Source organism: Rhodococcus sp. UNC23MFCrub1.1, from assembly GCF_000686025.1.
Taxonomy (GTDB): domain Bacteria; phylum Actinomycetota; class Actinomycetes; order Mycobacteriales; family Mycobacteriaceae; genus Rhodococcoides.
In genome coordinates this window covers 24,269-38,446 of the sequence record NZ_JMLQ01000011.1, presented here as the reverse complement: position 1 = coordinate 38,446, position 14,178 = coordinate 24,269, and the positions used below count along the sequence as shown (strand labels likewise).

Below are 14,178 nucleotides of genomic sequence, written 5' to 3'. Positions count from 1 at the left end.
CCGGCCTTCCCGCTAGTCGCTCCCGCCGCCGCCGGCCGGCACCGGCACGATGACCACTCGGTCGTCCGTCGGCACCGGCTGGCCGCCGTCCTTGTTCACGGTGGTCACCCACACCTGGCCCTGAGCGCCGAGCGACGCACCACGCAGGCGGCCGTACCGGTCCTGTGCGGTGAGGGTCGGCGGCGTCGTCACCGCGTTGGTGTCCGGGTCCACGGGAACCAGTGCCAGCGCACGGGCACCGGACATCGACACGGCCACCGAGCCGGGTGCGGCCGCGCATCCGCCGACGCCCGGCTTGTCCGGCCACGTCCACACGGGACTGACGACGGCACCCTCGGGCGTGATGCGGGACAGCCGGTCCTCGGTGGCCGTCGCATCGGTCACCCAGGTGCTGCCCGTGGCGTCGATGCAGACGTCGCCGGCGCGGCCGATGCCGCTCATGACGACGCGGGGAGCCGAGGTGGAGTCGACACGCGGGTCGGTGACGGCCAGAACCTTGCCTGCGAGCGACGCCGGGTTCGCCGCAGCGGCGGGATCGCCCCCGTCGCCGGTGATCACCCGGAGTTCGTCGGGTGACGAGAAATCGAGGGCACCCGAGCTGGTGGTCCCGCGGGGGATGCCAGCGAGCACGGTCTTGGGGACGTCTCCCGCCGCGATGCGCACCACGCGGTTGTCGGTCGCCGTCGTGATGTACGCGTAGAGGAGGCGGTCCTCGTCGTAGGTGGGGGACAGCGTGATGTCGAGCAGTCCGCCGTCGCCGTCGCCGTCCACCGGGACGGTCACGACGGGTCGGGGCGCCTGGCCCGGAGCCACCTGGAAGATGGTGCCGGTGCGACGCTCGCCGACCAGGGCCGATGCCCCGCCGGGAAGGACGACGAGGCCGGACAGGGTGTCGAGACAGGTCGCGACCACGTTGGGATCCGGATCCACGCAGGGGCCGGTGGCCGGCGACGGCGCGGGCGGCGTGCTGGAACCCGGCGCTCCCGGCTCCACCGGTTCGATGTCGGCAGCGCCGAACGTGGGTTCGGGGGAGAACTCCGTCGAGGCGGAGTCGTCGAAGCGTGCGCATCCCGCGGAGGCCGTGACGATCGCCATCACCGCCGCGCCGAGCACGAACGATCGCCGGGCCGCGCGCCGAGTCCCACCCACTGTCATGAGATCCCACGGTACGGGTCGCGCCTGCGCCGGGAACGGGCCCGCCGCATCTACGCTGATGCACGTGAGTGAGAAGTCCGATGACACAGGCCGTTCCCCGTCCGGTTACGAGCCGGCGGCGAGTCCCTACGACCAGCCGACCGAGCGGATAGGCGGGGGCAGCGGAGCACAGCTCCCGCGCACCGACGACGAACTCGACGCCGACCGGTCGCGTACCGCGCATCCCACCGAGAAGCTCACCGGCTACCCCGGTGACACGACGACGGCGAGTCGCACCGAACCGGCCTACGACGACAGCGCGACGCGCGCGATCCCGGTGGCAGGAACCGACCGCACGGCGACCCCGGCCGAGGTGCGGCCCGAGGTGGTCCCGGAGCGTCGCGGCACGCTCGATCTCGGACTGCTGATCCTGCGCGTGAGCGTCGGCGCGATCGTGCTTGTGCACGGTCTGCAGAAGCTCACGGGATGGTTCGACGGTCCCGGGCTCTCGGGCTTCCAGGAGATCGTCGCCGGGTCCGGCTACGACCAGGCACGTCTGCTGTCCATTCTCGGTGCGGTCGGCGAGGTCGCCGGCGGTGCGCTGCTGATCCTCGGCCTGGCCACGCCTCTCGCGGGTGCCGCAGTCCTCGCCGTCATGATCAACGCCTGGCTCGTGCGTCAGGTCGGCGAGCCGGGGTTGCAGTTCTTCGCCCCTGCAGGTGTCGAGTACGAGACGCTGCTGGTGCTGGCGTCGGCGTCCATCATCCTCACGGGCCCCGGACGGATCGCCGTGGACGGCGGACGTGGATGGGCGCGCCGCCCCTTCATCGGGTCGTTCCTCGCGTTGGCCATCGGCATCGGCGGTGCTGCAGCGCTGTGGATCTTCCTGAACGGCGCCGACCCCTTCGCCTGATCCGTGCGTCACCGTCCACAACTCGGCCGGATCGACGGGATTCCGTCGATCCGGCCGAGTTGTGGTCGTTCAGGCCCGCGGTTCGGCCTCGTCCTGCTCGACGGCGGACTCGGCCTCGACCGGCTCGTCCTGAGCGGGCTCCTCGACCGGCGACGGATCCGGCACCGCGCCGCCGCTCGCCGCGGACAGAAGCGGGAGCTTGTCGACGGTCACGCCCGGCATCCGGACGGTCGAGCCGTCCTCGAGGGTCGCCTTGCCCCACCCGAGCTTCGGGAACAGCAGTCCCGTCACGGACGACCACGGCACCGTGGTGGAACGGAACGCCCGGCGCGAGACGAACCGCTCCGGAGTGACGGTGGTCCGGACGCGGATGATCCAGTACCCCAGCAGGACCGGGAGCGCGAGCATCCACCCGAAGAGCTCCGGCGCCCCGACCACGGGGAACGTGACCCCGAACAGGAACAGCGCCACGCCGGACAGCGCCAGGGCCGGGATGCGGAACACCGTGGGGGCCGCGGGGGAGGCGTCGGAAGTGGGGCTCTCGGTATGGGAGACTGTCACCGGTGGTTCGGACTGCTGCGAAGACGACACCCCTCCATCTTCGCACTGCATAACGCCATCCCACATAATGGGACAACGAGTTCGGTAAGTTTGACTGGCACCGCATCACGCGCCTAACGTCACACGCGTGAAGCGTGAAGAGTTCCTCGTAATCGGCAGGCGCGTCGTCGCCTGAGCCGAAACGTCTTCACGCTCAGCCACGACGCGCCACCCTCGTACAGCATCTGCTGGCGAGGGTTTTTTCTTGCCCGGATGAAGTTCTAAGGAAGCACCAGTGAGCGCACCCACCGCCCGGCCCGGCCCGGCACCACGCAAGGCTCCGCCCGCCGCCGATCGTCCCACTCCGTCCGCGACGCCGCAGCGTCGTCCCCTCGCGCCCGAGCGCGTGACCGGAGCGAAGTCCGTCGTCCGCGCACTCGAGGAGCTCGAGGTCGACGTCGTCTTCGGCATTCCCGGTGGAGCCGTACTTCCCGTCTACGATCCGCTGCTCGACTCGGCGAAGGTCCGGCACGTGCTGGTGCGACACGAGCAGGGTGCCGGCCACGCCGCCACCGGCTACGCGCAGGCCACCGGCCGCGTCGGCGTGTGCATCGCGACGTCCGGTCCCGGCGCCACCAACCTGGTGACGCCGCTGGCCGATGCGCAGATGGACTCCGTCCCGGTCGTCGCCATCACCGGACAGGTCGGCCGCGCGCTGATCGGTACCGACGCCTTCCAGGAAGCCGACATCTCGGGCATCACGATGCCCGTCACCAAGCACAACTTCCTCATCACCGACCCGCTCGACATCCCGCGCATGATCGCCGAGGCCTTCTACCTGGCGTCCTCCGGACGACCGGGCGCGGTGCTCGTCGACATCCCGAAGGACGTCCTGCAGGCGCAGACCACCTTCTCGTGGCCGCCGGAGATGAAGCTGCCGGGCTACCGCCCGGTGACGAAGCCGCACGGCAAGCAGGTGCGTGAGGCCGCGCGGCTCATCGCGGCAGCGAAGAAGCCGGTGCTGTACTGCGGCGGCGGCATCATCAAGTCGAACTCGTCGCCCGAGCTCCTCGAGCTGGCGGAGCTCACCGGCATCCCCGTCGTGACGACACTGATGGCGCGGGGCGTCTTCCCGGACAGCCACGACCTGAACCTCGGCATGCCCGGCATGCACGGAACGGTCGCCGCGGTCGCCGCACTGCAGAAGAGCGATCTGCTCATCACGCTCGGCGCTCGTTTCGACGACCGCGTGACCGGGCAGCTCGACTCGTTCGCCCCCGAGGCGAAGGTGGTCCACGCCGACATCGATCCCGCCGAGATCGGCAAGAACCGGTTCGCCGACGTGCCGATCGTGGGTGACTGCCGCGAGGTCATCGTCGAGCTGATCGAGGCGATCCGCGCGGACCAGGCCACCGGCACCGCGCTGGATCTCGCCGACTGGTGGACCTACCTCGACAACGTGCGGCGCACCTACCCGCTGAGCTACGACCGTCCGTCGGACGGTGCGATGTCGCCCGAGTTCGTGATCCAGTCGATCGGCAAGTTCGCCGGACCCGACGCGATCTACTGCGCCGGGGTCGGACAGCACCAGATGTGGGCCGCTCAGTTCATCAGTTACGAGAAGCCGCGGACGTGGCTCAACTCGGGCGGACTCGGCACGATGGGTTACGCGGTCCCGGCCGCGATGGGCGCCAAGATGGGTCTGCCCGACACCGAGGTCTGGGCCATCGACGGTGACGGCTGCTTCCAGATGACCAACCAGGAGCTCGCGACCTGTGCGGTCGAGGGCATCCCGATCAAGGTCGCCGTCATCAACAACGGCAACCTCGGCATGGTGCGGCAGTGGCAGACGCTCTTCTACGAGGAGCGCTACTCCAACACCGAGCTCGGCACGCACGGCGCCGTCCGCATCCCCGACTTCCTCAAGCTCGCCGAGGCGCTGGGATGCGTCGGACTGCGGTGCGAGCGCGAGGAGGACGTCGACGCGGTGATCGCGCAGGCGCGTGCGATCAACGATCGCCCGGTCGTCATCGACTTCATCGTCGGCAAGGACGCCCAGGTGTGGCCCATGGTCGCTGCGGGCACCGGCAACTCCGAGATCATGGCCGCCCGCGGCATCCGTCCTCTGTTCGACAACGACGAGGAAGCGGCGCAGGAGCCCGGCTCGGTCGGCGACGTCACCGAGGCGGCCCAGGGCGCGAATTCGAAAGGCATCGACCTGTGAGCACCAGTCACACCCTGAGCGTGCTCGTCGAGGACAAGCCGGGCGTGCTCGCACGCGTGGCGTCGCTGTTCTCGCGCCGCGGATTCAACATCGCCTCCCTCGCGGTGGGCGGCACCGAGGTTCCCGAGATCTCGCGCATGACCATCGTCGTCACGGTCGACGAGTTCCCGCTCGAGCAGGTGACGAAGCAGCTGAACAAGCTCGTCAACGTCATCAAGATCGTCGAGCAGGAAGCCGATTCGTCGGTCGCCCGTGAGCTCGTGCTCATCAAGGTCCGCGCCGACGCGAGCGTGCGGAGCGAGGTCATCGAGACGGTGAACCTGTTCCGCGCCAAGGTCATCGACGTCTCGCCGGAGGCAGTCACCGTCGAGGCGACCGGTACCCGCTCGAAGCTCGAGGCGTTGCTCCGGATGCTCGACCCGTACGGTGTTCGCGAGATCGTCCAGTCCGGCGTCGTCGCGGTGGGTCGTGGACCGAAGTCCATCACCGCGTCCCGCTAGTCACCCAACCCAGTAGTTTCGATTACCCGGTCACATGCGACCGGGACAGATGTAGGAGGAAACCACAGTGGCAGTCGAGATGTTCTACGACGACGATGCCGATCTCTCGATCATCCAGGGCCGCAAGGTCGCTGTGATCGGATACGGAAGCCAGGGCCATGCGCACTCGCTCAGCCTGCGCGACTCGGGCGTCGACGTCCGTATCGGTCTGAAGGAAGGCTCCAAGTCGCGTGACAAGGCTGCCGAGCAGGGCCTCGGCGTGGGCACGCCGGCGGAGGTCTCCGAGTGGGCCGACGTCATCATGCTGCTCGCTCCGGACACCGCCCAGGCGCAGATCTTCAAGGACGACATCGAGCCCAACCTCAAGGACGGCGACGCGCTGTTCTTCGGCCACGGCCTGAACATCCACTTCAAGCTCATCGAGGCCCCGGCCAACATCACCGTCGGCATGGTCGCCCCCAAGGGACCCGGCCACCTCGTGCGCCGTCAGTTCGTCGACGGCAAGGGTGTTCCCGCCCTCATCGCCGTCGACCAGGATCCGAAGGGTGAGGGCCAGGCTCTCGCGCTGTCCTACGCCCGCGGCATCGGCGGCACGCGTGCCGGAGTCATCAAGACCACGTTCAAGGAAGAGACCGAGACCGACCTCTTCGGTGAGCAGGCCGTGCTGTGCGGCGGTACCGAGGAGCTGGTGAAGACCGGCTTCGAGGTCATGGTCGAGGCCGGCTACGCGCCCGAGATGGCGTACTTCGAGGTGCTGCACGAGCTCAAGCTCATCGTCGACCTCATGTACGAGGGCGGCATCGCGCGCATGAACTACTCGGTGTCCGACACCGCGGAGTTCGGTGGCTACCTCTCCGGGCCGCGCGTCATCGACGCCGGCACCAAGGAGCGCATGAAGGCGATCCTGGCCGACATCCAGTCGGGCGAGTTCACCAAGCGCCTCGTGGCCAACGTCGAGAACGGCAACACCGAGCTCGAGGGCCTGCGCAAGCAGAACGCCGAGCACCCCATCGAGGTCACCGGCAAGAAGCTGCGCGACCTCATGAGCTGGGTCGACCGTCCCATCACCGAGACGGCCTGACTCTCGCATTCCTGACACCGGGCACCCGCGGTCGAGTTCCTCGACCTCGGGTGCCCTGCGTCGGGTCGCGGCTCGGCCACTAGGCTGACGCCCGCACGAATCCGGAACCACACCTCTTCTCCGTCACCTGATCAGGGAGTTCTCCACGTGAGCCAGCCAGGCCGCCCCGTCGTCCTCATCGCCGACAAACTTGCGCAGTCCACCGTCGAGGCTCTCGGCGACGGAGTCGAGGTCCGGTGGGTGGACGGTCCGGATCGTCCGGCCCTCCTCGCCGCGGTCCCCGATGCCGACGCCATCCTGGTCCGCTCCGCGACCACGGTCGATGCCGAGGTGCTCGCTGCCGGTACCAAGCTCAAGATCGTCGCCCGCGCCGGCGTCGGCCTGGACAACGTCGACGTCCCCGCAGCCACCGAGCGCGGCGTGCTCGTCGTCAACGCCCCCACGTCCAACATCCACACCGCCGCCGAGCACGCGGTGACGCTCCTGCTCTCGGCTGCTCGCCAGATCCCCGCCGCCGACGCCACACTGCGTCAGCACGAGTGGAAGCGCAGCAAGTTCAACGGCGTCGAGATCTTCGGCAAGACCGTCGGCGTGGTCGGGCTCGGCCGTATCGGTCAGCTCTTCGCGCAGCGTCTCGCCGCGTTCGAGACGCACATCATCGCGTACGACCCCTACGTCTCGCCGGCTCGTGCCGCGCAGCTCGGTATCGAGCTGGTCAGCCTCGACGAGCTTCTCGAGCGCGCCGACATGTTCTCCGTGCACCTGCCGAAGACCCCCGAGACGAAGGGTCTGATCGGCAAGGAGGCGCTCGCCCGGACCAAGAAGGGCGTCATCGTCGTCAACGCTGCCCGCGGTGGACTGGTCGACGAGCAGGCTCTCGCCGACGCGATCACCAGCGGCCACGTCTTCGCCGCGGGTATCGACGTCTACGCGAGCGAGCCCTGCACCGACAGCCCGCTGTTCGAGCTCCCGCAGGTCGTCGTCACCCCGCACCTCGGTGCCTCGACCACCGAGGCCCAGGACCGCGCCGGCACCGACGTCGCCAAGTCCGTCCTGCTCGCCCTCGCCGGCGAGTTCGTGCCCGACGCGGTGAACGTCTCCGGCGGTGCCGTCGGCGAGGAGGTCGCGCCGTGGCTCGACATCGTGCGCAAGCAGGGCGTCCTGCTGGGTGCCCTGTCGGACGAGCTCCCGACGTCGCTGTCCGTCGACGTGCGCGGTGAGCTGGCGTCCGAGGACGTCGACATCCTCAAGCTGTCGGCGCTGCGGGGACTGTTCTCCGCCGTCATCGAGGACGCGGTCACCTTCGTCAACGCACCGTCGCTCGCCGAGGAGCGTGGTGTCACGGCCGACGTGACCAAGGCCAGCGAGAGCCCCAACCACCGGAGCGTCGTCGACGTCCGTGCGGTCTACAGCGACGGGACCGTCGTCAACGTCGCGGGTACCCTCACCGGTCCCCAGCACGTGGAGAAGATCGTCAACATCAACGGCCGCAACTTCGATCTGCGCGCCGAGGGCAAGAACCTCATCGTGACGTACGACGACCGTCCCGGCTCGCTCGGACGCATCGGCACCGCCCTGGGCGACGCCGGTGTCGACATCGCCGCCGCGGCACTCAGCCAGGACGCGGAGGGCGGTGGCGCCACCATCCTGCTGCGCGTCGATCGTGATGTGGCGCAGGACGTTCGGGACGCCATCGCCGCCTCCGTGGGCGCGACGACCATCGAGCTGGTCGACCTGTCCTGATGTCGACGCCGAACGAGGGGACTTCGATGAAGCTGGGTGTCGTGGCCGGAGACGGCATCGGACCGGAGGTGGTGGCCGAGGCACTCAAGGTGCTCGAGGTGGTCGCGCCCGGTGCGGAGACCACGGAGTACGACCTGGGTGCACGGCGCTATCACGCGACGGGGGAGATCCTGCCGCCGTCGGTGCTCGAGGAGCTCCGCGGACACGACGCCATCCTGCTCGGCGCCATCGGTGATCCGTCGGTGCCCAGCGGTGTGCTCGAGCGCGGATTGTTGCTGACCGCACGATTCGCGCTGGATCACCACATCAACCTGCGCCCGTCCAAGCTGTACCCGGGTGTCGTCGGTCCGTTGGCGGGCAACAAGCCGGTCGACATCGTCGTCGTGCGGGAGGGCACCGAGGGCCCGTACACGGGCAACGGCGGCGCCATCCGCGTCGGCACTCCGCACGAGGTCGCCACCGAGGTCAGCCTCAACACGCGGTTCGGTGTGGAGCGCGTGGTCCGTGACGGCTTCGCGCGAGCGATGGGTCGTCGCAGGCACGTGACCCTGCTGCACAAGACGAACGTGCTGGGGTTCGCGGGATCGCTGTGGAAGCGGACGGTCGACGAGGTCGCCGCCGAGTTCCCCGACGTCGAGGTGGCGTACCAGCACATCGACGCGGCGACGATCCACCTGGTGACCGACCCGGGCCGCTTCGACGTGATCGTCACCGACAATCTCTTCGGCGACATCATCACCGATCTCGCGGCCGCGGTCGCCGGTGGTATCGGTCTGGCCGCGAGCGCGAACATCGATGCGACGCGGACGAATCCGAGCATGTTCGAGCCCGTGCACGGCAGTGCGCCGGACATCGCCGGCAAGGGAATCGCCGATCCGACGGCCGCCATCCTGTCGGTGTCGCTCCTCCTCGCACATCTCGGCGAGACCGAGGCGGCGGCGCGCGTCGAGTCCGCCGTCGCGCAGGACCTGGCGACGCGCACCGCCGGGGATCCGGGCACGACCGCGACGATCGGCGATCGGATCGCCTCACTGGTGTAGTCGGTCTCGCGCTTCTCGCGGAATGGTCGGTACCGCGAGAAGCGCGATCGCCGCGGACACCCCGAACGCCACCGCGTACGACGTATGCGTGATCAGGGCGCCGAACACCGGGGGGACCGCCGACGCGGCGATGAACTGACTGGTGTTCTGCGCGCCGAGTGCTCGCCCGCTCCAGAACGGGCCCGCCCGCTCGGCCACGGCGGTGAATGCGAGCCCGTTGGGTGACACCGTCGCCACCGACGCGACCACGAGTATCACCACCGATACCGCGAGGCCCGCGGCGTCCGCGATCGCCAGCGCGGCCATCACGGCCACGACGCCGACGGTGACCCACCGCATCGGTCCGAGTCTGCTGCCCACCCGGTCCGACACTGCGCCGGCGGCGATGCGTCCTCCCGCTCCGAGGATCTGCGAGACGGTGATCAGGACACCGGCGGCCTCCGGGGACCAGGCCCGTTGGTCCACGAGCCAGACGAGGGCGAACGTCCACACCACGTACTGCGGCACCACCAGCGCGACCGACGCACCGTGTATGCGCCAGAGATCGCGACGCCCGCGGTAGGGGTTGGCGAGGAGATCGGCACTCGAGGCGGCCGATCGGGAGGGCCGCGGCGGATCGAACACACCGACGAGGCAGGCGAGAGCGGAGAGGGCGGACGCGACCGCGGGAAGGAGCATCGCGGTCCCCACTCCGTGATCGCGGGCGATACCGGGAATCAGCAACGCGGACAGTGCGACTCCGAGAGGGAGTGACATCTGCCGGATGCCCATCGCCAGGCCGCGGCGGTGGGGAGGGAACCACCCCACCACCACGCGTCCGGTGGCGGAGTTCACGCTGGCGGCGGCCATGCCGCCGAGCAGCAGGAAGACGGCCAACGCCACCGTGGACTCCGTCGCGGAGGCGCAGAAGGCGGCCATCGACGTCAGCACGGAACCAGCGATCAGGGATCGCCGTTCGCCCACGCGGTCGACGACGGCGCCCCACGCGAACAGCGTCAGGACGATGCCGGCCGTCGGCATCGCCACGATCAGACCCGCCGACGCGAGCGAGAGTCCGCGCTGATCCCGAAGTGCGGGGATGAGGAAGGCGGCGCCGTTCAGAAGCAGTGCCGTGGAGGCCGTCGCGAGCATGCCGATCACGAGCATCGCCCACCGACCCGTCGTGGACGTGGTGTAGCGCTGGACGCGACTCATACCGGCTCCGTTCTCATTATGTGGGACAACATTCTCGCCTGTTGAACTCCCGGTCGCCGATGCTACCCCGTACGTGATCGTCGTTCGTCGCCCGCCGCTGTCCGCTCGACGCCGCTCGATAGACTTCCGCCATGCGTCTTGGTCGAGTAGCGAGTCCCGACGGTGTTGCATTCGTCGCCATCGAAGGCGACGGAGACGAGAGGACGGCGCGAGAGATCGCGGAACATCCCTTCGGCACACCCACCTTCACCGGCCGGAGCTGGTCCCTGGCCGATGTCCGCCTGCTGGCGCCCATTCTGGCCAGCAAGGTGATCTGCATCGGCAAGAACTACGCAGCGCACGCCGCGGAGATGGGCTCGGACGCACCCGAGGACCCGGTCATCTTCATCAAGCCCAACACGTCCATCGTCGGACCCGGTGCGAACATCGTGCGTCCGCCGACGTCGTCCGAGGTCCACTTCGAAGGTGAGCTCGCGGTGGTCATCGGACGTCCGTGCAAGGACGTCCCGGCAGCACGCGCTCTCGACGTGGTGCTCGGCTACACCGTTGCGAACGACGTCACGGCCCGCGACAACCAGCGCCACGACGGTCAGTGGACCCGCGCCAAGGGTTACGACACCTTCTGCCCACTCGGCCCGTGGATCGAGACCTCGCTCGACGCCTCGGATCTCGCTCTGACCACCACGGTGGACGGCGCGGTGAAGCAGAACAGCCGCACGTCGCTCCTGCTGCACGACGTGCCGAAGATCATCGAGTGGATCTCGTCGGTGATGACGCTGCTTCCCGGTGACGTCATCCTGACCGGCACCCCGGAAGGCGTGGGGCCGATCGTGGCGGGCGAGAGTGTGTCCGTCGAGATCGAGGGCATCGGCACGCTGACCAATCCGGTGGTGGACAAGTGACCGCCGCGAGCGTTCCCGCATCCGACGTCCGCGTCCGGTTCTGCCCGTCGCCCACCGGAACCCCGCACGTCGGGCTGGTGCGCACGGCGCTGTTCAACTGGGCGTTCGCCCGCCATCACGGCGGCGCGTTCGTGTTCCGCATCGAGGACACCGACGCGGCACGCGATTCCGAGGAGTCGTACCAGGCGCTGCTCGACGCACTGCGGTGGCTCGGACTCGACTGGGACGAGGGTCCCGAGGTCGGTGGGCCGTACGAGCCGTACCGACAGTCGTTGCGCCGCGATCAGCACCTCGCCGTGGTGCAGCAGCTCGTCGACGCGGGGGAGGCGTACGAGAGCTTCTCCACACCGGAGGAGGTGGAGGCGCGGCATCTCGCGGCCGGCCGGGATCCGAAGTTGGGCTTCGACAATCACGACCGCACGCTGACCGACGAGCAGCGGGAGGCCTTCCGCGCCGAGGGACGCAAGCCCGTCGTCCGGTTGCGTATGCCCGATCACGATCTGTCGTGGAACGACCTCGTGCGCGGCGAGACGACGTTCCGCGCCGGCACGGTCCCCGACTTCGCGCTCACGCGCGGCAACGGTGTCCCGCTGTACACGTTGGTGAACCCCGTGGACGACGCGCTGATGAAGATCACGCACGTCCTGCGCGGTGAGGACCTGCTGTCCTCGACCCCGCGTCAGATCGCGCTGTACGAAGCCCTCGTGCGCATCGGTGTGGCAGAACGCATTCCGCAGTTCGGGCACCTCCCGTTCGTGATGGGGCAGGGCAACAAGAAGTTGTCGAAGCGCGACCCCGAGGCCGATCTCTTCCTGCACCGGGAGCGCGGGTTCGTCCCCGAAGGTCTGCTGAACTACCTGGCTCTCCTCGGGTGGGGATTCTCCGAGGACCGGGACGTGTTCTCGCTCGACGAGATGGTGGGTGCCTTCGACATCTCGACGGTCAACTCGAATCCGGCCCGCTTCGATCAGAAGAAGGCCGACGCCATCAACGCCGAACACATCCGGTTGCTCGAGCCGGCCGACTTCGCCGCGCGCCTGCGGGCGTATCTCGAGACGCACGGCCATCCGATCGGGGTGTCGGACGCAGCGTTCGCCGAGGCCGCGGAACTGGTGCAGACGCGCATCGTCGTGCTGTCCGACGCCTGGGGACTGCTGAAGTTCCTGCTTGCCCCCGCCGACGAGTTCACGGTCGATCCGGCATCGGCAGCCAAGAATCTGGGCGCCGACGCGGCACCCGTTCTGGACGCGACGGTGAGCGCGGTCGAGGGCGCACCGGAGTGGACTGCGGAGGCCTTGGAGTCGGCTCTCAAGGTCGCGCTGATCGACGAGATGGAGCTGAAGCCGCGTAAGGCGTTCGCGCCGGTGCGCGTGGCGGTGACCGGTTCCCACATCAGCCCACCGCTGTACGAGTCGATGGTGCTGCTGGGCCGGGAGCTGACGCTGGCCCGATTGCGGTCGGCCCGTGCGTCGATCGTCTGAGGTGACTCGGGGCAGTTCGGGCGAAAGGGTGCGGTGATGAGCTTCACCGATCGGATCGACAGATTTCAGCAGCGGCATCCCGCCATGGGATTCCCGTTGGCCGTGTTCTACAAGTTCTTCGACGACCAGGGTGGCTACCTGGCAGCGCTCATCGCCTACTTCGGTTTCATCTCGCTGTTCCCGTTGCTGCTGCTGTTCTCCACCGTCCTGGGCATCGTCCTGGCCGGTGATCCCGAACTGCAGCAACGGATCATCGATTCGGCCATGAGCCAGATCCCCTTGATCGGTGAACAACTCGGCCAACCGGAAGGGCTGAGCGGGGGGACCGGGGCCATCGTCATCGGTGTCCTGGGATCGCTCTACGGCGGCCTGGGTGTGGCGGTGGCCGCACAGAACGCGATGAACGTCGCCTGGTCCGTCCCGAAGAACGATCGCCCCGATCCCGTCCGGGCGCGGGTGCGCGGCTTCGGCCTGCTGCTGACCGTCGGGACGGCCGTCATCGGCGTCACGGTCCTGAACGGTTTCAACGCGGCGGGCTTCTTCGGCACGGTCGCACAGGTGCTCGTCACGATCGCGGCGATCGTGCTCAACACCGCCACGTTCGTCGTGGCGTTCCGGCTCGGGACCACGCGTGCGGTGAGCGTGCGCGACGTGCTTCCCGGAGCCGTCATCGGCGCGCTGCTGTGGCAGGCCCTGCAGTCCTTCGGTGGGCTGTACGTCCAACGCGTCGTCGGCGGTGCGGACACCACCAACGGTGTGTTCGCGATCGTCCTCGGGCTGCTCGCGTTCCTCTACATCTCCTCGCTGGTGTTGGTGCTGTGCATCGAGGTGAACGTCGTGCGGACCGACAGGTTGCACCCGCGCGCTCTGCTCACCCCGTTCACGGACAACGTCGAACTGACCGACGGTGATCGAGACGCGTACACGGCACAGGCGGAGGCGCAGCGAAGCAAGGGTTTCGAGGAGATCGAGGTCACCTTCGGCGAGCCCGACGGGTCGCAGTCGACCGACTCAGCCCGCTGACCAGCTGATTTGGTGAATGCGGGATGGTGTTTGGTAGTGTTCTCCACGGCTCGAAACGGCCCGGAGAACGCGGCCGGACCAGGCCATTGGGGTATGGTGTAATTGGCAACACAGCGGTTTCTGGTACCGCCATTCTAGGTTCGAGTCCTGGTACCCCAGCAGAGAAACACCCGATTTCGTCGGATGCTCTCGGCCGGTTATGCTCTTCCGGTTGCTCCACCTGATTCACAGATGAAGATCCTGGCCCCGTCGTCTAGCGGCCTAGGACGCCGCCCTCTCAAGGCGGTAGCGCGGGTTCGAATCCCGTCGGGGCTACAACAGTCGAGGACCACCGCGATGCGGTGGTCCTCGAGTCGTTTCCGGGGAAGCTGTGCCCTCACGCTCCGGTGGTGAGGCCGTGTCG

At 68.5% G+C, this 14,178-nt stretch carries 12 protein-coding genes and 2 tRNA genes; 11 read left to right on the top strand and 3 right to left on the bottom strand.

Features of this window, described 5'->3' with window-relative positions; genetic code table 11:
• Positions 1–12: 12 nt before the first annotated feature.
• A complete protein-coding gene (locus BR07_RS0120525; RefSeq protein ID WP_027507017.1) occupies positions 13–1,155 on the bottom strand; it encodes a PQQ-dependent sugar dehydrogenase in 1,143 nt (380 codons plus the stop codon).
• A 58-nt stretch (positions 1,156–1,213) separates the two neighbouring features.
• Between BR07_RS0120525 and BR07_RS0120520 the strand changes: the two genes are divergently transcribed.
• Complete coding sequence (locus BR07_RS0120520; protein ID WP_197027855.1) at positions 1,214–2,047, top strand: DoxX family protein; 834 nt, start codon at positions 1,214–1,216, stop codon at positions 2,045–2,047.
• 69 nt (positions 2,048–2,116) lie between these two features.
• Here the strand turns inward: BR07_RS0120520 and BR07_RS25760 are convergent, their stop codons facing one another.
• Positions 2,117–2,608, bottom strand: coding sequence for a PH domain-containing protein (locus tag BR07_RS25760; RefSeq protein WP_162246770.1), 492 nt, complete (start codon positions 2,606–2,608; stop codon positions 2,117–2,119).
• Positions 2,609–2,882: 274 nt separating this feature from the next.
• On the opposite strand from BR07_RS25760, the gene BR07_RS25755 reads away from it, so the two are divergent.
• The 5 genes from BR07_RS25755 (at position 2,883) to BR07_RS0120490 (ending at position 9,175) form a co-directional block, all read left to right on the top strand.
• Positions 2,883–4,811: an acetolactate synthase large subunit gene (locus tag BR07_RS25755; protein ID WP_051613648.1), complete on the top strand. Its 1,929-nt coding sequence runs from the start codon at positions 2,883–2,885 to the stop codon at positions 4,809–4,811.
• Positions 4,808–5,311: an acetolactate synthase small subunit gene (gene ilvN, locus BR07_RS0120505; protein WP_027507015.1), complete on the top strand. Its 504-nt coding sequence runs from the start codon at positions 4,808–4,810 to the stop codon at positions 5,309–5,311. Before BR07_RS25755 ends, ilvN begins: the two co-directional genes overlap by 4 nt.
• Before the next feature lie 79 nt (positions 5,312–5,390).
• On the top strand, positions 5,391–6,392 hold the full coding sequence (gene ilvC / locus BR07_RS0120500) for a ketol-acid reductoisomerase (RefSeq protein WP_027507014.1): 1,002 nt from the start codon (positions 5,391–5,393) through the stop codon (positions 6,390–6,392).
• Between the two features lie 147 nt (positions 6,393–6,539).
• Entirely contained in the window at positions 6,540–8,135 is a 1,596-nt protein-coding gene (serA, locus tag BR07_RS0120495; protein ID WP_027507013.1) for a phosphoglycerate dehydrogenase, read from the top strand.
• Positions 8,136–8,161: 26 nt separating this feature from the next.
• The gene (locus tag BR07_RS0120490; RefSeq protein WP_027507012.1) at positions 8,162–9,175 is read left to right on the top strand and encodes a 3-isopropylmalate dehydrogenase; all 1,014 of its coding nucleotides are present in this window, start codon (positions 8,162–8,164) and stop codon (positions 9,173–9,175) included.
• Here the strand turns inward: BR07_RS0120490 and BR07_RS0120485 are convergent.
• Positions 9,164–10,369 (bottom strand): MFS transporter, encoded by a 1,206-nt coding sequence (locus BR07_RS0120485; RefSeq protein WP_197027854.1) that lies wholly within the window; start codon positions 10,367–10,369, stop codon positions 9,164–9,166. The genes BR07_RS0120490 and BR07_RS0120485 overlap by 12 nt on opposite strands.
• Before the next feature lie 131 nt (positions 10,370–10,500).
• Between BR07_RS0120485 and BR07_RS0120480 the strand changes: the two genes are divergently transcribed.
• From BR07_RS0120480 to BR07_RS0120460, 5 genes are all read left to right on the top strand, one after another.
• On the top strand, positions 10,501–11,271 hold the full coding sequence (locus BR07_RS0120480) for a fumarylacetoacetate hydrolase family protein (protein ID WP_027507010.1): 771 nt from the start codon (positions 10,501–10,503) through the stop codon (positions 11,269–11,271).
• A complete protein-coding gene (gene gltX / locus BR07_RS0120475) occupies positions 11,268–12,752 on the top strand; it encodes a glutamate--tRNA ligase (protein WP_027507009.1) in 1,485 nt (494 codons plus the stop codon). Before BR07_RS0120480 ends, gltX begins: the two co-directional genes overlap by 4 nt.
• A gap of 36 nt (positions 12,753–12,788) precedes the next feature.
• Positions 12,789–13,775 (top strand): YihY/virulence factor BrkB family protein, encoded by a 987-nt coding sequence (locus tag BR07_RS0120470; RefSeq protein WP_037187043.1) that lies wholly within the window; start codon positions 12,789–12,791, stop codon positions 13,773–13,775.
• Positions 13,776–13,862: 87 nt separating this feature from the next.
• A tRNA-Gln gene (locus BR07_RS0120465) sits at positions 13,863–13,934 on the top strand.
• 83 nt (positions 13,935–14,017) lie between these two features.
• Positions 14,018–14,090: transfer RNA gene (locus BR07_RS0120460), tRNA-Glu, on the top strand.
• Positions 14,091–14,178: the final 88 nt, after the last annotated feature.